Raw genomic sequence first — 20,980 nt, forward strand, 5'->3', positions numbered from 1 at the left:
TCCCGGCCGGGGGGGGGGGGGGGGGGGCGGCCGCCGCGCCGCTACAGGATGAAGTGATCCACGTCCAGCGCCGGGGCGCCGACGATCTCCACCTCGAAGTCGGCCGTCCCGTCGCCGTTCACGTCCGCCTGCACGAGCCCGCCAGCGTAGCGCAGCTCGCCGGCGCGGCCGTGGAACGCCTCGTCGCCGATGTAGGTGAAGGCGTCGTTGGCCGCCCCGCTGCCCGACTTGGCGTCGATGCCGGCCACGTCGAAGCGGTCGCCGGTGCCGATGCCGAAGTCCTCGATGAGGTCGTGCTCGGCACCGGCGCGGCTGTCGCTGACGCGGTTGAAGTCGAAGCGGTCGGCCCCTTCGCCGCCGGTCAGGTGGTCGAGGCCGCCGTCGCCGATCACCAGGTCGGCGTCGGGGCCGCCGTCGAGCGTGTCGTTGCCGTCGGCGCCGTTCAGCGTGTCGATGCCGAAGCCGCCGTAGACCACGTCGTTGCCGGCGTTGCCGGTCACCCAGTCCGCCCCCTCGCCGCCGTTCGCCGTGTCGTCGCCGTCGCCGGCCTGCATCTGGTCGTCGCCGATGTCGCCCCTGATCTGGTCGTTGCCGCCGCCGCCGTTGACGTGGTCGATGCCGTAGTTGCCGGTCATCACGTCGTCGCCGAACCCGCCGTCCATGGTGTCGTCATCCAGCCCGCCGTCCATCGTGTCGTTGCCGGCGCCGTCCACCAGCGTGTCGTTTCCGGCCCCGCCGAGCAGCAGGTCGTCGCCCGTCCCGCCGTCCAGGGAATCGGCGTCCGCCCCGCCGTCGGCGACGTCGTTGCCGTCGCCGCCCAGGACCGTGTCGGTGCCGTTCCCACCGTACAGGAAGTCGCCGTCGTTCCCGCCCGCGAGCGTGTCGTTGCCGTCGCGCCCGAGCGCCGTGTCGCGCCCGTCGCCGCCGGTGATGCTGCTGTCGCCGTCGGCGCCGACGAGCAGGTCGCTGCGCGCGGTGCCGATGACGTCGGGCGAGTAGTGCTGGTTCACCACGTTCTCGTAGGCGACCTGCGAGCCGCTGGCCGGATTGGTGGTGCTCAACCCCTGCAGGCGGTTGCCGGCGTCGCCGTACGGCGCGTAGTAGGTGGCCGAGGTGATGGGGGTGATCACCAGCGAGAAGACGCCGTCCCAGTGGTGCACCTTGGCGGCGGTCCAGTTCGCCGTCTCGCCGGGCTCCACGAGGTCGCCGAACAGGTGCGCGCGGGTGGCGCCGTGCAGGTTCGGCTTCGTGGTCGCGTAGCTCGATTCCATTTCGAGCCGGTAGGCGTTGGACTGCGTCAGGCTGCCCGGCGTGGTGATCGCCGAGGGGTGGAAGTGCGCCAGCGTCGGGTGACCGTCGTTGCCGACGATGTTCACCGGCGGCATCGTCACCGCATCGACGATGAAGTCGGAGAAGGCCGAGCGGCCGTCGTTGGCGAGGTTCAGCTTCATGTCGAAGCGCAGGTCGTTCTGCACCTCGGCCGTGGTTTTGCCGATGTCGAAGTGGTTGTCGTAGAACTGGTAGACGATGGGCGCCGTGTCGGTGAGCGATGGCGACAGCGTCAGCGTGTTGCTCGCCGCGTCGAAGCTGGCCGGGGCGGTCTCGCCGGACAGGGCGTAAACCGTCCAGTCCTTCAGCGTGAAGGTCGAGGTCGTCATGCGTGGCCTCCTGTGGGGTTGGCGCGGTGTGGGGGTGTGCGGACGGGCGGTCCGGTCACAGGATCAGGTCCGCCTCCGCCAGCGAGGACACCCCGACCAGGTGCAGGTCGAAATCGGCGGCACTGTCGCCGTCGACGTCGCCCTGGAGGGTGCCATCGACCAGGCGCAGCTGCCCGGCGACGCCGCCGAACGCCTGCTCGCCGATGTAGGTGAAGGCGTCGTCCTCGACGTTCGCGGTGTTCGCGTCGATGCCCTTCAGTTCGATGGTGTCGCCCTGAGCCTGCAAGAAGTCGGCGATGGTGTCGCCCTCCAGCCCCTTGCCGATCTCGTCGGCGCGGAGGAAGACGAAGCGGTCGGCGTCCTCGTGGCCGCTCAGCTGGTCGGTGCCGAGCCCGCCGGTGAGCTGGTCCCTGCCGGAACCGCCCTCCAGCGTGTCAGCGTCGTCGCCGCCGTCCAGCGTGTCGTCGCCGGGGCCGCCCACCAGCGCGTCGTTGCCGAAGCCGCCCTCCATCCAGTCCGCCCCGTCCTCGCCGAGCATCCGGTCGTTGCCCGACAGGGCGTAGAACGTGTTGTTGAAGCCGTTGCCGTTGATGACGTTGTCGTACTCGTTGCCGGACACGTCGCGGCCGGCCGAGTGCTCGAGCGTCGCCTCCTCCACCCCGTTCGACATGCTGTAGTAGAGGGTGCTGACGATCACGCGGTCGTAGCCGCCGCCGATGAACTCCTGGACCGCGTCGGCGGCGTCGTTGACATAGTAGAGATCGTCGCCGGGCCCGCCGGCCATCCAGTCGCCGTCGTAGTCGCCGTTGAGCGTGTCGTTGCCGGCCCCGCCGTCCAGCCAGTCCTTGCCGACACCGCCGTTGAGGCTGTCGTCCCCGGTCTGGCCCCACAGGAAGTCGGCGTCCTGCTCGCCGTTGAGGGTGTCGTTGCCCTCGCCGCCGACCAGCCCGTCGCGGCCGTAGCCGCCGGCCATCAGGTTGTTGCCGGCCTGCCCGTAAGCGAGATCCTCGAAGGTCTCGCCGGTGTAGGACTCACCGTCCGTCTTGGCATACCATGCCGACTTCCAGGTGAAGTGCTGGCCGCCCTTCAGCCCGTCGAACATGCCGCCGAAGTCGCCGATCGGCACCGGCGTGGTGATCAGCGCGAACTGGCCGTCCCAATGGTGCACCTTGGCCGCGCCCCAGCCGGTGTTCTCGTCCCAGCCCGCCTGGGTGCCGGTCAGGTACACGTGGTTGGCGCCGTTGAGGTTGGTGCCGGTGTTCTCGCTGGTGCCGGTCTTGTAGCCGGCGTGGTCGAAATAGGTGCCGGGCGTCGGCGCCGCCGCCGGGTGGAAATGCGCCAGCGTCGGGTGCAGCGCCCCGACGTCGTTCACGATGTAGGTCGTCGGCGGCATGGTCAGGGTGTCGACCGTCAGCTGGTTGACGGCGAAGTCCGACGCGTTGCGGACCCTGAGGTCCAGGTCGAAGCGCAGGTCGTTCGACACGATGTCGTTCGGCAGATTGTCCTGGAACACGTAGGTGACAGGCGCGGAGTCTACGAACGACGGCGACAGCCTGACGCTGCCGGATGTGCCGGTGACGTTGACGACCGGGTCGGCGCTCTCCGCGCCCAGGGTGGTGACGGTCCAGTTGTTGACGGTGAAGGTCGCGGCCATGGAAGCCTCCATGTGCTGGGGTGGCGCGGGGGATGCGTCGGGATCACACGAACACGAAGTCGCTCTGGTCGATCGTCTGGGCGTCCACCCCGACCAGCGTGATCATGTTGCCGCCGATGTGGATCTCGGTGTCGCTCCCGGTCTGGGTGATCCCCACCTCGGCGCTGAAGCTGGCCTCGGTCACCCCGGTCTCGGCGATGTCCAGCAGGTCCTGGCCGTCGGTCGGGTCGGCGTCGAAGGAGTCGATGTGGTCGGCGCCGAAATTCAGCTCGAAGACGAACTTGTCGTTGCCCAGGCCGCCGTCCATCACGTCGTTCCCGGGGTCGCCGTTGAAGATGTCGTTGCCCTCCAACCCGTACAGCACGTCGTTGCCGTCGCCGCCGTGCAGCAGGTTGTCGCCGGCGCTGCCCCAGATCGAATCGCTGCCGGCGCCGCCCCAGGCGTCCTCGATGACGACACCGGTGACGCCGCCCTCGTCGGGCAGGACGTTGGTGACATCCGCGGCGATGGTGCCGCCGCGGCCGAACTGCAGGTCGGTGGAGGTCGACCGCCACGTGTAGGAGGCCATGCCGCCGCCGGTCGGCGAATTGTCGAGCGTCGCCGGCCGCAGGTCGATGACGGCGTTGGCCGTGCCCTCGTAGATGATGCGGTCGTGCCCGCCGGTGTCCCAGATGCACTGCCACGTCGCGCCGGCCGCCGAGCCGGGCTCCGGCAGGACGTAGGTGTCGTTGCCGCCCTGGTGGTCGGTGTTGGCGCCGTAGATCTTCTGGCTCGCGGCGATGTCGAAGGCCATCGGCGTGGTCAGCGCGCCGCCCTGCGGGCCGCCGGCCGGGCTCGACACCGGCGATTGCGCCTCGTTGTAGGACATGATCGTGTAGAGCTTCTGGTTGAGCGCGTTGTCGCCCAGGTCGTTCTGGATGGGGGTGGACGCGCCGGCCGGCGTCTTGCCGTCGACGCCGGGGAACAGCTCCGACTGCCCCTGCGAGCCCTTGTCGTGCGGGTGCGCCAGACCGATGGCGTGGCCGATCTCGTGGGTGATCAGCTCGCATCCGGACTCGGAGATGACCGGTTTGCCGCCGCTGGTGCTCCAGATCGGCACGTTGGCCCCGCCGGTCCCGTCGATGGCGACGTAGACGTGGGCGCGCCCGACGTCGGTCAGCGCCAGCGCGCTGTTGCCTGGGACGGAGTGCTGCGCCGTCGCCTCCCCCGGTGTGCCGGCATAGCCGCCGTAATTCGCGATGTCCCTGGAGTGGGCGATGTGGAGCAGGATCTCGGCGCTGCCGGCGTTGGGCGCGTGCTGGAACTCGATGTGCGCGACGTCGGACCACGCGTGGAACGACTGCTCGGCCGCCGCCCGCAGCGCGGCGACCTGGTCGGGGGTCCAGCCGGCGCCGTCGATGTCCCAGCGGACGATGTTGGTGTCGCCGGTCTGGTTGAAGGTGTCCCACCGCCAGCCCCCGTTGAGCAGGGACTTGACGTAGACGTTGTCGCCGGTGGCGACCTGCGTGCTGCAAAGTGCGTTCAGGGCCATGGGAAGTCTCCTATCCGATCCGGGGCTGTGCAGGGCTTGTCCAAGACTCCCGACAATAGGGGCTTCACGGCCACCCAACTGTGAGCTGGGCCACATTTTTGCAGTCATCCACAGTTGACGTTAAAGGCAGGAGCGCTATGCGCAAATAAACGCAAAAGACAAAACCCGCCGGTGCCGCCTCCGCTTGCGCGGAGGCGGCCGGCGGATCGGTCCTGTCCGGGGAGCGGAGCCCTCCCCCTCACCGCTCCCGCATGGACTTCTCCAGGATGTCCAGCAGGGGCGACACCAGGTAGTGCAGCGCCGTGCGCTCGCCGGTGGTCATCATCACGTCGGCGGCCATGCCGGCGATGACCTTCCGGTCCTCAAGCCGCTTCAGCTCGCCATCGGGCACGGTGACGCGCACGAGGTAGTAGGGAAGCCCGCTGCGCTGGTCCACCATACGGTCGGCGGAGACCTGCTCGACGCTGCCGAAGACCGGCGGCGTGGTGCGGCCGGCGAAGGCGGGGAAGCGCACGCCGGCCTCCTGGCCCGGGTGCAGGTGGCCGACGTCGTTGGGCGCCACCTGCGCCTCGACTACCAGCGGCTCGTGCTGCGGCACGATCTGCATCACCACCGAGCCGGGGGCGATGACGCCGCCCTCGGTGTGGGCGGTCAGCCCGACCACCGTGCCCGCCACCGGCGCCCGCACGTCCAGCCGGCGCACCATGTCCCCGGTCGCGGCGAAGCGCTCGCGCAGGTCGGCGATCTCCACCTGCACCTTGCGCAGCTCCTGCGCCACCTCGTCCTGGAAGGTGCGGGAGACCTGGAGGACCTGCAATTCGGCCTCGCCGATCGCCTGCCGGGCGCGGGCGATATCGCCGCCGTGCTCGCCGTTCTCGCCGTTCAGGCGCGCCGATTCGCGCTCCAGCGCCAGGACCTGCGCCTTCGGCGAATAGCCCTTGCCGAACAGGAAGCGCTTGTCAGCCAACTCCTCGCCGAGCAGGGCGAGCTGCCGCCGCTTCTCCAGGATCTGGCTGTTCAGGCCGCCGATCTGCTCCTGGTACTGCGCAACGCGCTGGCGCAGGATCGACACCTGCCCGTCGCGCGCCTGCCGCCGCGTCTCCATCAACAGCCGCTGCCCGGCGAGGATGCCGGCCACCCCGGAATCCTCGGCGCGGGCCAGCAGTTCGTCGGGGAAGGCCGGCTCGTCGCGCTGCCCGCGCTCGGCGAGCAGACGGGCCTCCTGCGCCAGATCGGCGTCGAGCTGCGCGCGCAGCACGCCCAGGCTGGCGGCGGCGCGGGACGAGTCCAGGCGCAGCAGCACGTCGCCGGCCGCCACCACGTCGCCGTCGCGCACCAGCAGGTCGCGGACGATGCCGCCCTCCAGGTGCTGCACATCGCGGCGGCTGCCGCTGACGGTCACCGTGCCCTGGGCGACGACGGCGCTGTTCAGCGGCGCCAGCGCCGCCCAGCCGCCGAAGCCGCCGAAGGCGGTGGCGATGACCAGCAGCCCGGCCAACGCTGGCCCGCGCACACTGGCCGGCACCGGCGGCGCCGGCCGGTCGAGGGCGACAGCCCCCATTGGGAAGCGTTCCATGGATCCTCTCCAGTCCGATCGGTTGCGGGTCATGCCGGGCAGGCCGCAGCCAGCGGTGGGCGGGCGGCGACGGGGCGCGTCACCTTGGCCAGCACCTCGGCGCGCGGGCCGTGCAGCGCGATCATGCCGTCGCGCATCACCATCACCGTGTCCATGGCCGTCAGGACGCTCGGCCGGTGGGTGACGACGACGAGGGTCTGGCCGGCGGCCTTCTGCGCGGCGATGGCGGCGAGCAGCGCCGCCTCCCCCTCCTCGTCCAGGTTCGCGTTCGGCTCGTCCAGGACCAGCAGCGCCGGGTCGCCGTAGAGCGCCCGCGCCAGCCCCAGGCGCTGCCGCTGCCCGCCGGACAGCGCGGCACCGCCATCGCCGACCAGGGTGTCGTAGCCCTGCGGCAGGCGCAGGATCATGTCGTGCACGCCGGCCCGGCGTGCCGCCGCCACCACCGCGCCAGGATCCACGTCGCCGAAGCGGGCGATGGTCTCGGCGACGGTGCCGTCCAGCAGCGCCACGTCCTGCGGCAGGTAGCCGACGTGCGGCCCGAGCGCCGCGCGCGGCCACGCCGCCACGTCGGCGCCGTCCAGGCGCACCGTGCCGGCGCGGGGGTGCCACACGCCGACCAGCAGCCGGGCCAGCGTCGACTTGCCGGCGGCGCTGGGGCCGACGATGCCCACCGCCTCGCCCGGCGCGATGGTGAAGGACAGGGCCCGCACCGTCGGCACCGTGGCGCCCGGCGGCACGGCCGCCACGCCCTCGAACGCGATGCGGCCGGTGGGGGCGGGAAGCGCCATGCGCGCCGGGGCTGGCGGCGCCGCCTCCAGCAGCTCCGCCAGCCGGCGCCACGCCATGCGGGCGCCGACGAGGCCGTTCCAGCCGGCGACCGCGGCATCCACCGGCGCCAGCGCCTTGCCGCCGAGGATCGAGGCGCCGATCATCATGCCCGGCGTGATCGCGCCGACGATGGCGAGGTAGGCACCGGTGCCGAGCAGCGCCGTCTGCAAGGCGATGCGCGTGAAGCGGCTGGCGGCGGCGAGCAGGGCGGAGCGGTCGCTGGCCTGCGCCTGATAGCCCAGCATGCTGCGGTGGCGCCGCTGCCAGCGGCGGCGCAGGCCCGGCAGCATGCCCATGGCCTCCACCACCTCGACGTGGCGCAGGGCGACCTCGGCGGCGTGCAGGCCGGCGGCGGCCTCGGCGTTCGCCAGACGCAGCGGCGCGCGGGCGGCGGCCTCGCTGGCAAGCGCCAGCAGGAACAGCAGGCCCCCGCCGCCGAGCGCGATGCCGCCGAGCAGCGGGTGGAAGAGGAACAGCACCGCCATGAAGACCGGCGCCCACGGCGCGTCGAAGAAGGCGAACAGCCCCGACCCGGTCAGGAACTGGCGCAGCGTGGTCAGGTCCTGCAACGGCTGAGTCCGGGGGGCGCCGGGCGCGCGCAGCCGCCGTTCGAACTGGGCGTCGAACAGCCGGACGTTCAGCTCCTCGTCGAGGATCGCCCCGGTGCGCACCAGCACCCGCGCGCGGCACAGCTCCAGCAGGGCGGACACCAGCATCATGCCCAGCGTGATGAGCGTGAGCATCGCCAGCGTGCCCTCGCTGCGGCTGTTCAGCACCCGGTCGTAGACCTGCATCATGTAGAGCGGCGAGGCGAGCTGCAGGAGGTTGACGAACACGCTCAGCAGCCCGGCGACCAGCAACGCGCCCCGGCACGATCCCAGGTTCCGCCACATCTCCGATGGAGTTCCCCTCATCGTGCCGTTCCCTTGCCGCGGGGGATGGTGGCGGACGCGGAAAGCGATGGGGTGCAGACCATGCGGAAAGCCTCCAGGGGGAATGGCATGCCGGCCCCGCCTGGGCGTCGGCAGCGTGACCCTACCCGAGGATTCTCCCGCGGACTGTTGGCCGCCTCACACTTCCGGTGCTTTGCCCGCGCCGTCGCGTCAGGGCGCGGGATCGACAGAGCCGGGGGGAGCTGAAAGCAGGATGCCCCGTGTGCGTGCACGGGGCATCCCCTTGAGGGCCGGTCTTCTTTATCCCTCCCTGGCCTCGCCGCGAAGGGTAAGCCCCTTTCCCTAGTAAGGGCAAGTCCCCAAAAAGAAGGGCCGCTGAGAGCGGCCCAGTGTTCTTCAGGGAGGGTTGAGACACCCTCTTGATAGCGCCGGCGAGCCGGCGTCGCGTTGACTGAAGTCAAACGGCGCGAATATTAGGGACATCTTCTGTCGCGGGCACCGGGGCCGCCCACCCGTCCGGCGCTCAACAGCGTCAGCAGGTGGCGTTCCACGCGCAGCAGATACTCCCTCGTCTCCAATCCGACCCGCTGGCGGGAGAGTCCCCGGACCGCCGTGATCGCCCGGCACGTCGGACCGCAGATTGCGTTGCACATCGAAGAACACCGAAGCCCTGTCACTGCCTCCGACCACGCTACGGCCGGCGGGTTCGGGAAGTCGAGTCATGGTTGAGCAACTCTGCTATTGTCACAATGCAAGAGTGCATACTCCCGTATGGGCGCAAATAGTTCTTCCCTACACGGCGCGCAGGTGCCGCACCGGCCGGCCGGGCGACAGCGCCTCGGCAGCCCGCGCGATGCCCTGGGCGTCGATGCCGTAGTGGCGGTGCAGGTCGGCGATGGTGCCGGTCTGGCCGAAGTGCTCCACGCCCAGCGCCCGCGTCCGGTGCCCCTCGACCGAGCCGAGCCAGCCCAGCGTCGCCGGATGGCCGTCCACCACCGTCACCAACGCGCAGTGCGGCGGCAAGCCGCCCAGCAGGCGTTCGACGTGCGAGCGCGCGTGGGTCAGGCCGCGTTCGCGGGCGCGCTGCGCGGCGCTCCACGCCGCGTGCAGGCGGTCGGCGGAGGTGACGGCCAGCAGCCCGACATCGCGCCGGTCCTCGCCGATCAGGCCCACCGCCTCGATGGCCTCCGGCGCCACCGCGCCGGTGTAGGCGATCACCACCTGGGCGTTCGGCCCCGGCCGCCGCAGCCAGTAGGCGCCGAGCACGACGTCGCGCTCGAGATCGGCGTCAAGGGAGCGGGTCGGCTGCTCCAGCGTGCGCGACGACAGGCGCAGGTAGACCGAGCCGCCGGTCTCGTCGCGCAGCCAGGTCTGCTCGCTGGGTGCGCCCTCGCCATCGCGCTGCATGTAGTCGAAGGCCCAGCGCATGACCACGGCCAGTTCGTCGGCGAAAGCGGGTTCGAAGTACGCCAGCCCGTCCTGCGCCATGCCGACCAGCGGCGTGGCGATGGACTGGTGCGCCCCGCCCTCCGGCGCCAGCGTCACGCCGGACGGCGTCGCCACCAGCAGGAAGCGGGCGTCCTGGTAGCAGGCGTAGTTCAGCTGGTCCGCCCCGCGCATGATGAACGGGTCGTAGACCGTGCCGATGGGCAGCAGCCGCTCCCCGAACACGGAGTGCGACAGGCCGAGCGCCGACAGCAGGATGAACAGGTTCGATTCCGCGATGCCCAGCTCCAGGTGCTGGCCCTTCGGCGAGAACTCCCAGCTGTAGGTGGAGGGGATGCGCTCCTTCTTGAACAGGTCGGCCATCTCCGCCTTGGCGAACAGCCCACGCCGGTTCACCCAGGCGCCCAGGTTGGTGGAGACGGTGACGTCCGGCGCCGTCGTCACGATGCGGTCGGCGAAGTCGGAGCGCTCGCGCCCCAGCTCGTTCAGGATCAGGCCGAAGGCCGCCTGGGTGGACATGCTCTTCTGCGCCGGCGCCGGCAGCGCCGCCGGCACCGCCACGGCGGGCGCGGTGTAGCGGCGGCGCCCCCTGGCAGCGAAGGGCACCCGCTTCAGGAACGCCTCCAGCGTTGCCGCCGGCAGAGCCGTGCCCTCGAACCGGTCCCACTCGTGGCCGGGGCGGACGGCGTTGGCGGCTTGGAACGCCTCCATCTGCGCGGGCGTCATCAGGCCGGCGTGGTTGTCCTTGTGCCCGGCCAGCGGCAGGCCGGCGCCCTTGATGGTGTAGCAGATGAAGCAGACCGGCCGGTCGTGCGTCCGCGCCTCGGCGAAGGCGTCGAGCAGCGACGGCAGGTCGTGGCCGCCCAGGTTGCCCATCAGCCGCGCCAGCTCCGCGTCGCTGCGCCGCCCGATCAGCGCCGACACCGCACCCTGGTCGCCCAGCTCGTCCATCAGCCGCTTCCGCCACGCGGCCCCGCCCTGATAGGTCAGCGCCGAATAGAGCTGGTTCGGGCAGCGGTCGATCCAGTCGCGCAGCCGCTCGCCGCCGGGCTCCCGGAAGGCCTCCCGCATCAGGGTGCCGTACTTCAGGATCACCACGTCCCAGCCGAAGGCGCGGAAGATGTTCTCGAACCGCTCCCACAGGCCCTCGCGGATCACCGCGTCCAGGCTCTGGCGGTTGTAGTCGACGATCCACCAGGTGTTGCGCAGGCCGTGCTTCCAGCCCTCCAGCAGGGCCTCGAAGATATTGCCCTCGTCCATCTCGGCGTCGCCGACCAGCGACACCATGCGGCCCTCCGGCAGGTCCTTGGCCAGCCCCTTGGCCTTCAGGTAGTCCTGCACCAGCGAGGCGAACAGCGTCTGCGCCACACCCAGCCCGACCGAGCCGGTGGAGAAGTCCACGTCGTCGATGTCCTTGGTGCGCGACGGGTAGGACTGCGCCCCCTTGTAGCTGCGGAAGTTCTCCAGCTTCTCACGCGTCTGGTTGCCCAGCAGGTACTGGATGGCGTGGAAGATCGGGCTGGCGTGCGGCTTCACCGCCACCCGATCCTCCGGCCGCAGGGCGGAGAAGTAGAGCGCCGTCATGATGGCCGCCAACGAGGCGGACGACGCCTGGTGCCCGCCGATCTTCAACCCGTCGACGTTCGGGCGAACGTGGTTGGCGTGGTGGATGGTCCAGGAGGCGAGCCAGAGGACCTTGCGCTCCAGCTCCTGCAGACAGGCGAGGTCGGCGTGGTGCGGGACGGTCGTGGCCATGGGATACCCTTTCGCGGAAGGCCGGGAATGATTGGTCCAGCCTATCATCTGTGACGGGGCAGATGCTTGCGAAGTGGTGCCGGAAACGCGCGTGGTTTAGCATCCGATTGCGAATTTTCCGGAGAAACGGCATCGGATGCCAAAAGCCAAACTCGACCGCGTCGACCGCAAGATCCTGACGCTGCTCCAGCAGGACAGCCGCCAGCCCAACAACGAACTGGCCGAACGCGTCGGCCTGTCGCCGTCGCCGTGCCTGCGCCGGGTGAAGGCGCTGGAGGACGCCGGGGTGATCACCGGCTACGTGGCGCTGGTCGCCCCAGCCTCGGTCGACCTGCCGGTCAACGTCTTCATCAGCGTCAGCCTGGAACGGCAGGTCGAGGAGCGCATCGACGCCTTCGAAAACGCGGTGATGAACCGGCCGGAGGTGCTGGAGTGCTACCTGATGACCGGCGACGCCGACTACCTGCTGCGTGTGGTGGTGCCGGACCTCGCCAGCTACGAGCGCTTCCTGAAGGAGCACCTGACCCGCATCCCCGGCGTCGCCAGCATCCGCTCCAGCTTCGCGCTCAAGCAGGTGCGCTACCGCACGGCGCTGCCGCTCGGGCATCTGGCGGAATGAGAAACGCCCGCCTTCCCGGCTCTCTTCGCCGGAAAGGCGGGCGTTCTTCACACCCGAATCGAACGCGCGGCGCGCGTTATTGATAGTGCAGGCCGCCGTTGATGTTCAGCGTCGTGCCGGTGATGTAGCCCGCCATTTCGGACGCGAGGTACGACACGGCGCCGCCGATCTCCTCCGGCTTGCCCAGGCGCTTCATCGGAACGGAGTCGATGATGCCCTGGCGGATGTCCTCACGGATCGCCATGACCATGTCGGTGCCAATGTAGCCGGGCGCGATCGCGTTGACGGTGACGCCCTTGGCCGCCAGTTCGGCGGCGAGCGCCTTGGTGAAGCCGATGACGCCCGCCTTGGCGGCCGAGTAGTTCGTCTGGCCGGCTTGCCCCTTCACGCCGTTCACCGACGAGATGTTGATGATGCGGCCCCAGCCGCGCTCAGCCATCTTCGCCGACACCTGCTGGGTGACGTTGAACAGGCTGCTGAGGTTGGTGGAGATCACCGCGTCCCAGTGCCCCTTGTCCATCTTCGGGAAGAACTTGTCGCGGGTGATGCCGGCGTTGTTCACCAGGACATCGACCGGACCGAGCCGGTCCTCGACCGTCGCGACCATCGCCTTGCAGCTCTCGAAATCGGACACGTCGCCTTCGACCATGTAGAACTTGAAGCCGGCGGCCTCCTGCTGGCCCAGCCACACCGCGGCCGGCTCGTAGTTGGGCAGGCAGTTGGCGGCAACGGCGAAGCCGTCCTTGGCCAGCGCCTGGCAGATGGCGGTGCCGAGGCCGCCCATGGCCCCGGTGACGAGCGCGATCTTCTGAGACATTACCATTTCTCCACTGATGATATGTTAAAGCCAACGCTTAATCGGCTTTAAGTTGTATGCAAGACGAAGAAGGTGGTGTGTCAGGAGAGCGTTGCCGCCGCACCGTGTTCCGCCCTTCGCATGGATGCGCGCCATCGTGCGGGTCATACCCGAGTCCGACGCTCGATCCACGAAGGTCATATTGCATATGCGAGAAGTTAATCCTTCGTTAGAGGTGAAGGCATTTTCATTGCGATGCAACAATGCGCCGCCGCCTCACGCGGCCCCATGGGAGATGCCGTGGGCGAGGCGCCGGATGGCCTGCGGCGGCTGGCCGAAGGCGCGGAGGAAGGCGCGCCGCATCCGCTCGCGATCGGCGAAGCCGGTTTGCGCCGCGATGACTTCGATGGGGTGGCTGGACTGCTCCATCAGCAGGCGGGCCGCCTCGACGCGCAGCGACTCGACCGCCTTGGCCGGCGACTGGCCGGTCTCGGCGCGGAAGACGCGGCTGAACTGCCGCGGGCTCAGGCGCGCCGCCCCGGCGAGATCCTCGACGCCGAGCGGCTTGTCCAGGTTGCGCTTGGCGTAGTCGAGCGCCGACTGGACGCGGTCGGACTTGGCGTCGAGTTCCAGCAGCGCCGAGTGTTGCGACTGCCCGCCGGCGCGGCGGTGGTAGACGACCAGCTTGCGCGCCACCGCGCGGCAGACCTCCGGCCCGAAATCCTGGTCGACCATGCCGAGCGCGAGATCGATGCCGGCGCTCGCCCCGGCCGAGGTCCACACCGGGCCATCGACGATGAAGATCGGGTCCGGCTCCACCCGGATCCGCGGATAGCGGGCCTGCAGGTCGCGCGCCGCGGCCCAGTGCGTCGTCGCCCTGCGCCCGTCCAGCACGCCCGCCGCGGCGAGCACGTAGGCCCCCATGCAGATCGATGCCACCCGCCGCGCCCCGGCCATCGACCGCCGCACGAAGGCGAGCAGCCCGTCACTCGGCTCCAGGTGCCCGATCCCGCCGCCGAACAGAACGGTGTCGTACGGCGTGTCGCCGAACGGCGCGGTGTCCACCGCCATGCCGAGCGACGTCCGCACCAGCCCTCCCGTCTCCGAGAGGACGCGCACCTCATAGACCGGGCGTCCGAGGGTCACATTGGCGAACTCGAACACCGAGAGCGCGGCGAAGCTCATCATCTGGAAGCCGGGCAGCACGACCAGTCCGACGCGGTGCATGGCGTTTCTCCGACTATGTCCTGAAAGGTGGCATATACGACATTTGCGCCAGATGGCAAGGGCATTAGGCTCCGTCCCCAACAAACCCTGCATCGAAAGAGGACAGAGATGAGCACCACCGCCCTCGTCACCGGCGCGTCGTCGGGCATCGGCGCGGTCTACGCCGACCGCCTCGCGCGGCGCGGCCACGACCTCGTCCTGGCGGCGCGCGACGTCTCCCGGCTGGACGCCCTGGCGGCGCGGCTGCGCCGGGAGGCCGGCGTCGCGGTCGAGACGATCCGCGCCGACCTCACCGCGCCGGCCGACCTGGAGCCGGTCGAGGAGCGGCTGCGCGGCGACGCGCGCATCGGCCTGCTGGTCAACAACGCCGGCGCTGCGCTGCCCGGCGGCTTCCTCGACCAGGGCGCCGAGCAGATGGGCAACCTCATCGCCCTGAACGCCACCGCGCCGACCCGGCTGGCCGCCGCGGTGGCGCCGCGCTTCGCCGCGGCCGGCACGGGCGCCATTATCAACGTGGCGTCCGTCGTCGGCTTCGCGCCGGAGTTGGGGATGAGCGTCTACGGCGCCACCAAGGCCTTCGTGCTGTTCCTCAGCCAGGGGCTGCACCTGGAACTCGGGCCGAAGGGCGTCTACGTGCAGGCGGTGCTGCCCTCGGCGACGCGGACCGAGATCTGGGAAAAGGCGGGACGGGACGTGGACGCGCTTCCCGCCGCCATGGACACCGGCGAACTGGTGGACGCCGCCCTGGTCGGCTTCGACCGGCGCGAGACGGTCACCATCCCGCCGCTGCCGGAGGCCGGGCAGTGGGCGGCGTACGACGCGGCGCGGCAGGCGATGCTGCCGAACCTGATCCAGGCCCACGCCGCGCCGCGCTACCGCGCGGCCTGAGTCACCGCGGCGCGATGAAGCGGCCGAAGGCGCGGCTGCCGTCGCCGGTCGGGATGCGGGCGGTGACCTGGAGGCCGTCGGCGTCGATGACGCACACCTCGTTGCTGAACCAGTTGGCAACGAACACCCGGCGACCGTCGGGGTGCACGGCGATGCCCTCCGGGTACTCGCCGACCGGGATGGTGGCGGTCACGGCGCGTCGCGCGGTGTCGATGACCGAGACGGTGCCGTCATGCTGGTTGGTGACGAACGCGCGCCGCCCGTCCGCTGTCACGGCGACGGCGTAGGGCGTCCTGCCGACCGGCACCCGCGCCACCTCGCGCCGCGTGTCGAGGTCGATCACCGAGACGTCGTCGCTCATCACGTTCGCGACGTAGGCCAGCGCCTCGGCGGGATCGACGCCGATGCCGAAGGGATGGGCGCCCACAGCGACCGACGCGGCCACGCGGTTGGCGGCGGCATCGACCAGGGCGACGGAATCCTCGTCGCGCTGCGCCACCAGCACGAGGCCGCGGCGCGCCGCCACCGTCACGCCGGCCGGCGTCGCGCCCACCGGCACCACGGCCAGCGTGCCGAGGCTGTCCGGATCCAGCACGAACAGGCGGCGGCCGTACCAGTCGGCGACGTAGACGCGCCCTCCACTAGGATCCACGTCGATGCCCAGCGGCGAATCGCCGACCGCGCGGTCGAGCGCGGTGCCGCCCGACGCGCCGATCCGGTAGACCCGGCGGTCGTCGGGGCTGGTGACGAAGGCGTGCCGGCCGTCCGCCGCGGCGGCGACACCGGCCGGCCGGCTGCCCGCCGGCAGGGTGGCGACGACGGCCTGGCGCGCCGTGTCCAGCACCGACACCGTCCCGTCCGACTGGTTGGTGATCCACGCCGTCTGCGCCGCCGCCGGGGCGGCGGCCAGCAGCAGCAGGAGCGCCGCGGCGCGCACGCTACTTCTTCTCGGCCAGCGCCTTGAGGTTGGCGAGGCCGCCCTCGTACACCGCCGACACCGCCTTCACCGCCGCCGCGTCGTTGTACTTCTCCGGCGGGTCGTTGTTCATGTAGCCGCGGTAGAAGGCGCCACGCCACTCCACCACGGAACCGTCGCCCTCCGGCTTCACCGTGATGGTCGAACTGTAGTTGGCCACCGGCAGCACATCGATGCTGACGTCGGTGATGCGGTAGGAATAGCTCATCGCGTCGTCCTGGTACTTCTCCAGCGCCTCCTTGATGGCACCGCCGCCCTGCAGTTCCAGCGTGCGCGTGACGCCGACGGCGTTGCCGCCCTCCGCCACCGTCTTCGCGATGGCGGGATGCCAGCCCATGTTGCCGAAGTCCTTCACCAGGGCCCAGACGACGGCCGGGGGTGCGGCCAGCACGACGGTCCTGGTGACCTTCTGGCGCGTCGGGCCGTGCGCGTCGGCGGCGGACGCGGTGAACACCAGAAGCACGGCCAGCAACACCCGATGGACCATCGCTCATCCTCCCCTGCCCAAAGCCCTGCCATTGTGCATCGGCGTGGAGGGCCGACAATTCAACTTACGGACAAGCCGCGCCGGCGCTTGCCCGGCGGACGGCTCCCCTCTAGCTTGAAGAGCGGTCCGGCGGACATGGGAGAGCGGTGCGGTGCGACGGTTCGGTCCCTTGTTGGCGGCCCTCCTGCTCCTGGCCGCGCCGCCGGTCGCCGCGCAGGCGGTGCAGCGCGGCGTGTTCGCGCTGGAGGGCAAGCAGGTGCCGCTGCCGGACGGTGACTGGATCCCCGCCGCCCGCACCGAGGAGCCGGACATGGTCAGCGTGGTCCTGCTGCACCCGCACGGCGCGCGGGTGGCCGGGGCGGTGCTGGTGCAGGCCAGCCGGCGGGACGCGCGGCCGAAATGGGGCGAGCCGCCGCACTGCGAGCGCCACGACCTGCCCTTCGCCAGGACCCGCTACAAGTCGGACCACGACCTGTCCTGCGCCTACGTCGCGCATGTCGCCGGCCACGCCACGGCCGAACTGGTGGACGCGGCGTGGCCGGAGGCGCGGCGCTTCGCGGCGGCGCAGGGCTGGACGGTTCCCGCGGCGTGGGGCGTGGTCGCCGTGCGGGTGGCGCAGCCGCTGGCGGCGGTGCAGGTCCGCTACGCCGCGGCGCTTGACCCGGCGGGCAGCCCCGGCCCGGCGGCGCTGGCGGCGTGGGCGGAGCCCGCCTGGACCGCGGTGGAGCACGGCCTGCGCAACCACCTGGACGCCGCCGCGCCGCTGCCGGCGCTGCGCGGCCTTCCCGAACCGGCGGCCGCGGCGCCGACGCCGGAGGCGGACGGCTGGTCGCTGCCGCGGGCAGTGTGGAAGACCCTCACCTTCCGCGTCATCGCCACCTCGCTCGACTTCACCGCCAACCTGATCGCCAGCGGCAGCGTGGCGACGGCGGCGACGCTGTCGGCCTTCCCGATCGTCATCGGACCGTGGGTCTACCTGGGCCACGAGCTGGCCTGGGAGCACTACGGCGCGCCGGCAGGCCTGCGCACCGCGCTGCCCGGGCTGGGCGAGGAGACGCCGTGGCCGCTCGACGCCACCCGCATCGCGGAGAAGACGCCATGAGGCGCCTCCTCCCGCTCGCCGCCGCGCTGCTGGCGCCGCTCGCCGCCACGGCGCAGCCGGCGGAACTGCGCGACCGCATCGTCGTCGAGGGCAAGCAGGTGCCGCTGCCCGTCGGCCCCTGGGTGCCCGCCGGGGCCGGTGAGCCGGTGGCCGGGGTGGCCAGCGTGGCGCTGCTGCAGGTGCGGGGCGGACGCGTCACCGGAGCGCTGCTGGTGCAGGCGAACCGCGCCGACAGCGACGCCGCCGGCTGGGGCACCGCCCCGGCGTGCGGGCGCGGCGACCTGCCCTTCGCGCGGGTCCGCTACGCCTCCGACCACGACGGCTCCTGCGCCTGGGCCGCGGTGGTCGAGGGCACGGGCATGGCGGTCGACCCGGCCTGGGCGGCGGCGCAGGCCTTCGCCGGCGCCCAGGGCTGGACGGTGCCGGAACGCTGGGGCGAGGCCGCCGTCCGGGTCAGCGACCCGGTCGCCGCGGTGCAGGTCCGCTACGCCACACCGCTCGACGCCGGCGCGCCGCTGCCGCCGGGCTTCGACGGCTGGACCGAGGGCGCGTGGGAGCGGGTGGAGCGCGGCAAGCTCAACCAGCTTGATCAACTCGACGGCACGGCGGCGCTGCCGCCGCTGGACACGCTGACCATCCCCGCCCCCGCGGCCGAGCCGCCGGGCGGCGGCCTGCCGCGCGCGGTGTGGAAGACGCTGACCTTCCGCGGGATCATCACGACGCTGGACTTCACCACCAACGTCCTCGTCATCGGCAACGTCATGACCGCGGCGCTGCTGTCGGCCTGGGCGACGCTGACCGGCCCGTGGGTCTATCTGGCGCACGAGCTGGCCTGGGACCACTACGGCGCGCCGCCGCAGCGGCAACTCGACCTGCCGGGGATCGGCGAGGAGCGCGCGGGGACGTGACGGATACAGGCTCCCGCCGGTTGCTTGGGCTGTGTCCCCGTCTTCCGCAGGAGCCCCGCCATGACCGAATCCGTCCGCCTCCTCGGCATTTCCGGCAGCATCCGCCGCAACTCCTACTGCACGGCGGTGCTGCAGACGTTGGGCGAAGGCCTGGGCGGCAAGGCGTCGCTCGACCTTTTCCCGCTGCACGACATTCCGCCCTACGACCCGGATCTGGACGCCGAGAACACGCCGGACTCCGCCGTCGCCCTGCGCAAGGCGATAGCGGCGGCCGACGGGCTGGTCGTCATCTCGCCGGAGTACAATTACGGCATGTCGGGCGTGCTGAAGAACGCGCTGGATTGGGCCTCGCGGCCAGCCATGCAGGCGCCGGTCAAGGGCAAGGCGATCCTCATCATGACCGCGTCGCCCGCCTTCACCGGCGGTGTGCGCGCCCAGCACGAGATGCGCGAGACGCTGGCCGGCATGATGGGCCGCGTCATCGCCCGGCCGCAGGTGGTGATCGCCAGCGTGCACGAGAAGATCAAGGACGGCCGCCTGACCGACGCGGCGGCGATCAGCTTCGCCCTGGCCGCCATCGACGACCTGCTGGCCGAAATCCGCATGCTGCGCGCGGCCGGCGCGGTGTAGATTCGCGCACGGGCACCACCGACGCGAGGACGCCATGAGCCTCAACTTCTCCGACCTGACCGAGCGGGAGCTGCTGGCGCTGGCCATCTCGCTGGAGGAGGAGGACGAGCGCATCTACGACGACTTCGCCGCCGCCCTGCACGAGAGCTATCCCGACACCGCCGCCATGTTCCGCGCCATGGCGACGGAGGAGAGCGGGCACCGGCACCGCCTGCTCGACCTCTACCGGTCGCGGTTCGGCGACCACATCCCGCTGATCCGCCGGCAGGACGTGAAGGGCTTCGTGCAGCGCAAGCCGGTGTGGCTGTCGCGCCCGCTCGGCCTCGACAAGGTGCGCGCCCAGGCCGAGCTGATGGAGGCGGAGACCAAGCGCTTCTACGCCCGCGCCGCGCGGCGCTCGCAGGACGTGGCGGTGCGCCAGCTCCTCGGCGACCTCGCCGCCGAGGAGCGGCGGCACGAAGCGGCGGCCGAGCGGCTGGAGGCCCGCATCACCCCGCAGGCCATCCAGAAGGAGGGCGAGGCGGAGCGCCGGCTGTTCGTCCTGCAGTTCGTGCAGCCGGGGCTGGCCGGGCTGATGGACGGCTCGGTGTCGACGCTGGCGCCGCTGTTCGCCGCCGCCTTCGCCACCCACGACACGTGGGAGACGTTCCTGGTCGGCCTCGCCTCGGCGGTCGGCGCCGGCATCAGCATGGGCTTCGCCGAGGCGCTGTCCGACGACGGCTCGCTGACCGGACGCGGCAGCCCGTGGCTGCGCGGCGTGGCGAGCGGGGTGATGACGGCGGTGGGCGGCCTGGGGCACGCCCTGCCCTACCTGATCCGCGACTTCTGGACGGCAACGGCGGTGGCGGCCGGCGTCGTAGTGCTGGAACTGGCGGCCATCGCCTGGATCCGCAACCGCTACATGGACACGCCGCTGCTCGCCGCCGCCTTCCAGGTGGTGGTCGGCGGCCTGCTGGTGTTCGGCGCCGGCATCGCCATCGGCAGTTCGTAGCCCCCTCGCTCGCAAAGGAGAACACACGCCATGGAACAGCGCCCGCTCGGCCGGTCCGGACTGACGGTGGCCCCGCTCTGCTTCGGCGGCAACGTGTTCGGTTGGACCGCCAATGAGGCGACCTCGCACCGGCTGCTCGACGCCTTCGTCGGGGCCGGGTTCAATTTCATCGACACGGCGGACGTCTACTCGGCCTGGGTGCCCGGCAACCACGGCGGCGAGTCGGAGACGATCATCGGCTCCTGGCTGAAGGCGCGCGGCACCCGCGACCGCGTGGTGATCGCCACCAAGGTCGGCTGGGAGCTGGCGCCGGACCGCAAGGGCCTGTCGCCCGCCTACATCCGCACGGCGGTGGACGAGTCGCTGCGCCGCCTGCAGACCGACCGCATCGACCTCTACCAAGCGCACGTGGACGACCCGACCGTGCCGTTCGAGGACACGCTGGGCGCCTTCCAGGATCTGATCGCCGCCGGCAAGGTGCAGGCCATCGGCGCCTCCAACATCGCGGCCCCACGGCTGCGGGACGCGCTGGCGGTCAGCGCCCGCGAGGATCTGCCGCGCTACGAGACGCTGCAACCCGAATACAACCTCTACGACCGCGCCGGCTACGAGGCGGAACTGGAGGGGCTGTGCCGGGAGCATGGGCTGGGCGCGATCTCCTACTTCTCGCTGGCCAGCGGCTTCCTCAGCGGCAAGTACCGCTCGGTGGCCGACGCCGGCAAGAGCGCCCGCGGCCAGGGGGTGGTCGCCAAGTACCTGAACCCGCGCGGGCAGGCGATCCTCGCGGCGCTCGACGCGGTGGCGGCGCGGCATGCGGCGGCGCCGGCGCAGGTGGCGCTGGCGTGGCTGATGGCGCGGCCGGGGCTGACGGCGCCCATCGCCAGCGCCACCACGCCCGACCAACTCGAGGACCTGATCTCAGCGGCGCATCTGCGGCTGGACGCGGAGGATGTGGAGCGTTTGGACGCGGCCAGCGCGTAGGGAGAGACCGAACCCCCACCCTAACCCTCCCCCG

17 protein-coding genes are annotated in these 20,980 nt (G+C 71.2%); 7 read left to right on the forward strand and 10 right to left on the reverse strand.

Going from position 1 to position 20,980, the window contains the following annotated elements; translation table 11 throughout:
* Nucleotides 1-41 precede the first annotated feature (41 nt).
* From TSO221_RS01565 to TSO221_RS01590, 6 genes are all read right to left on the reverse strand, one after another.
* Complete coding sequence (locus tag TSO221_RS01565) at nucleotides 42-1,658, reverse strand: calcium-binding protein (protein ID WP_109116729.1); 1,617 nt, start codon at nucleotides 1,656-1,658, stop codon at nucleotides 42-44.
* Nucleotides 1,659-1,713: 55 nt separating this feature from the next.
* Nucleotides 1,714-3,312 (reverse strand): calcium-binding protein, encoded by a 1,599-nt coding sequence (locus TSO221_RS01570; protein WP_109116730.1) that lies wholly within the window; start codon nucleotides 3,310-3,312, stop codon nucleotides 1,714-1,716.
* 43 nt (nucleotides 3,313-3,355) lie between these two features.
* On the reverse strand, nucleotides 3,356-4,843 hold the full coding sequence (locus TSO221_RS01575; protein ID WP_158283964.1) for a matrixin family metalloprotease: 1,488 nt from the start codon (nucleotides 4,841-4,843) through the stop codon (nucleotides 3,356-3,358).
* 238 nt (nucleotides 4,844-5,081) lie between these two features.
* Nucleotides 5,082-6,419 (reverse strand): HlyD family type I secretion periplasmic adaptor subunit, encoded by a 1,338-nt coding sequence (locus TSO221_RS01580; protein WP_158283965.1) that lies wholly within the window; start codon nucleotides 6,417-6,419, stop codon nucleotides 5,082-5,084.
* A 29-nt stretch (nucleotides 6,420-6,448) separates the two neighbouring features.
* Nucleotides 6,449-8,140, reverse strand: coding sequence for a type I secretion system permease/ATPase (locus TSO221_RS01585; RefSeq protein ID WP_247877879.1), 1,692 nt, complete (start codon nucleotides 8,138-8,140; stop codon nucleotides 6,449-6,451).
* Nucleotides 8,141-8,932: 792 nt separating this feature from the next.
* Nucleotides 8,933-11,341, reverse strand: a complete 2,409-nt coding sequence (locus TSO221_RS01590) for a transketolase (protein ID WP_109116734.1) — start codon at nucleotides 11,339-11,341, stop codon at nucleotides 8,933-8,935.
* 136 nt (nucleotides 11,342-11,477) lie between these two features.
* Here TSO221_RS01590 and TSO221_RS01595 point away from each other — a divergent pair, with 136 nt between their 5' ends.
* Nucleotides 11,478-11,960, forward strand: a complete 483-nt coding sequence (locus TSO221_RS01595) for an Lrp/AsnC family transcriptional regulator (protein ID WP_109116735.1) — start codon at nucleotides 11,478-11,480, stop codon at nucleotides 11,958-11,960.
* A 76-nt stretch (nucleotides 11,961-12,036) separates the two neighbouring features.
* On the opposite strand, the gene TSO221_RS01600 is transcribed toward TSO221_RS01595, so the two are convergent.
* Both TSO221_RS01600 and TSO221_RS01605 read right to left on the reverse strand, forming a co-directional pair.
* Entirely contained in the window at nucleotides 12,037-12,783 is a 747-nt protein-coding gene (locus tag TSO221_RS01600; RefSeq protein WP_348770245.1) for a beta-ketoacyl-ACP reductase, read from the reverse strand.
* A gap of 249 nt (nucleotides 12,784-13,032) precedes the next feature.
* Complete coding sequence (locus TSO221_RS01605; protein ID WP_109116737.1) at nucleotides 13,033-13,983, reverse strand: GlxA family transcriptional regulator; 951 nt, start codon at nucleotides 13,981-13,983, stop codon at nucleotides 13,033-13,035.
* A 108-nt stretch (nucleotides 13,984-14,091) separates the two neighbouring features.
* Between TSO221_RS01605 and TSO221_RS01610 the strand changes: the two genes are divergently transcribed.
* Nucleotides 14,092-14,871 carry an SDR family oxidoreductase gene (locus TSO221_RS01610; RefSeq protein ID WP_109116738.1) on the forward strand — a complete coding sequence of 260 codons (780 nt, stop codon included), beginning with the start codon at nucleotides 14,092-14,094 and terminating at the stop codon, nucleotides 14,869-14,871.
* 1 nt (nucleotide 14,872) lies between these two features.
* Here TSO221_RS01610 and TSO221_RS01615 read toward each other — a convergent pair whose 3' ends face one another.
* Together TSO221_RS01615 and TSO221_RS01620 are read right to left on the reverse strand one after the other, a co-directional pair.
* Nucleotides 14,873-15,808 carry a YncE family protein gene (locus TSO221_RS01615; RefSeq protein ID WP_109116739.1) on the reverse strand — a complete coding sequence of 312 codons (936 nt, stop codon included), beginning with the start codon at nucleotides 15,806-15,808 and terminating at the stop codon, nucleotides 14,873-14,875.
* Nucleotide 15,809: 1 nt separating this feature from the next.
* Nucleotides 15,810-16,334 carry an SRPBCC family protein gene (locus tag TSO221_RS01620; protein ID WP_109116740.1) on the reverse strand — a complete coding sequence of 175 codons (525 nt, stop codon included), beginning with the start codon at nucleotides 16,332-16,334 and terminating at the stop codon, nucleotides 15,810-15,812.
* Between the two features lie 169 nt (nucleotides 16,335-16,503).
* Between TSO221_RS01620 and TSO221_RS01625 the strand changes: the two genes are divergently transcribed.
* The 5 genes from TSO221_RS01625 to TSO221_RS01645 are packed head-to-tail and all read left to right on the forward strand — an operon-like array spanning nucleotide 16,504 to nucleotide 20,946.
* A complete protein-coding gene (locus TSO221_RS01625) occupies nucleotides 16,504-17,436 on the forward strand; it encodes a DUF2061 domain-containing protein (protein ID WP_146208672.1) in 933 nt (310 codons plus the stop codon).
* Nucleotides 17,433-18,344, forward strand: coding sequence for a hypothetical protein (locus TSO221_RS01630; RefSeq protein WP_109116742.1), 912 nt, complete (start codon nucleotides 17,433-17,435; stop codon nucleotides 18,342-18,344). Before TSO221_RS01625 ends, TSO221_RS01630 begins: the two co-directional genes overlap by 4 nt.
* 60 nt (nucleotides 18,345-18,404) lie before the next feature.
* Nucleotides 18,405-18,974 carry an NADPH-dependent FMN reductase gene (locus TSO221_RS01635; RefSeq protein WP_109116743.1) on the forward strand — a complete coding sequence of 190 codons (570 nt, stop codon included), beginning with the start codon at nucleotides 18,405-18,407 and terminating at the stop codon, nucleotides 18,972-18,974.
* Nucleotides 18,975-19,008: 34 nt separating this feature from the next.
* Nucleotides 19,009-19,965, forward strand: a complete 957-nt coding sequence (gene mbfA / locus TSO221_RS01640; protein WP_109116744.1) for an iron exporter MbfA — start codon at nucleotides 19,009-19,011, stop codon at nucleotides 19,963-19,965.
* A 30-nt stretch (nucleotides 19,966-19,995) separates the two neighbouring features.
* Nucleotides 19,996-20,946, forward strand: a complete 951-nt coding sequence (locus TSO221_RS01645; RefSeq protein ID WP_109116745.1) for an aldo/keto reductase — start codon at nucleotides 19,996-19,998, stop codon at nucleotides 20,944-20,946.
* Nucleotides 20,947-20,980: the final 34 nt, after the last annotated feature.

Origin of the sequence: Azospirillum sp. TSO22-1 (assembly GCF_003116015.1) — a bacterium.
Lineage (GTDB): Bacteria > Pseudomonadota > Alphaproteobacteria > Azospirillales > Azospirillaceae > Azospirillum.